Annotated in this window: 1 pseudogene; it reads right to left on the bottom strand. The window is 63.2% G+C overall.

The annotated features are described in order from the left end of the window. A pseudogene (locus TX82_RS06685) lies at positions 1 to 1,171 on the bottom strand (hypothetical protein); the annotation flags it as partial.

The raw sequence follows: 1,171 nt of genomic DNA, 5'->3' as shown, positions 1-1,171 counted from the left end.
TCGACGTCGAACCCGCCCGCGTCCTTGGTGACGCTGACGTTGCCGGTGCCGATGATGAACAGGTCTTCCAGCGCTTCCTGCACTTGCGCCGCCGTGGCGTCCAGCGCGATCGGGGCGGTTTCCATGAAGCGGAACTTCAGGGTGAAGTAACCGATGCTGGCGCCGACGTTGATGCGCTGAACTTCGTTGGACGCACCACCGGTGGTGGTGGTCGTGGCGCTGACGATGCCGAGCGCCGCGTTCAACGCATCGCGGTCGATGTCATTGGTCGCCTCGATGCGGAACTTGTCGCCGCCGGAGTTGCCGGAGATGCTGACGATGCCGTCGATCAGGTTCGTGAACTCGCCGACGTTGCCCTGGCGGATGAGCGTCAACTCGTCGAACACCTCGTCGCCGCCGACGCGGAAATCGTCCGCGCCGCCGCCCAACCGCACATCCACCGCCTCGAATCCCTCGAACTCGACGCGTCCTGTCAGGCCGCCCGCATCCGAATCCAGCGACATGCCGAGTCCGGAAAGTATGCCCACTTCCACCTGCTGGTTGCCGGCGCGGTTTTCGATGAACGACGTCAGGTTGCCGAACTCGTTGTCGGCTTCGTTGGAATCGTCGAACACCACCGTATCGTGTCCGCCCTCACCCACCAGCGTGAGCGGTCCGAGTCCGAACGGCACGTTGAGGCCGGGGCGCAGGAGCGCGTCGATGTTGTCCAGCGTACCGCTGTCGCCGACGGTGATGGTGTCGTCGCCTTCGCCGGAGAACACCGTGACCGGCACCGTGGCGGCGGTGCTCTTGATGTTGATGTCGTCGCGTCCGGCGCGGCTTTTCAGTTTGATCTGCAAAATGTTTTCGGTGGCCGGAGGCGCCACGTAGGTGATGAGCTGGTCGCCACCGAGCGAGATGGTCGCGTCGGTCAGCGAAATCGTGTCGTCGCCTGTGGTGCCGCGCGCCTCGATAATGTTGCCGTTGTCCCAGGCGTTGCCCTGGTCGTTGACCAGCGCGTCAATCGGATCGCCGTCCTCGGCGTAAAAAATGTACTTGTCGTTTTTCTGCTGACCGTCAAGCAGGGTGACCACCCCGTCATTGCGGGTTTCGTACACGTGGAACGTGTCGTCACTGCGGCCGCCCAGGATGGTGGAGATTTCATCCAGGTCGGCGGTCATCGTGTTGCCTT

Origin of the sequence: Nitrospina gracilis 3/211, from assembly GCF_000341545.2 — a bacterium.
GTDB lineage: Bacteria > Nitrospinota > Nitrospinia > Nitrospinales > Nitrospinaceae > Nitrospina > Nitrospina gracilis.
The sequence above is the reverse complement of the archived record's forward strand: the minus strand, read 5'-3'. Positions and strand labels throughout refer to the sequence as shown.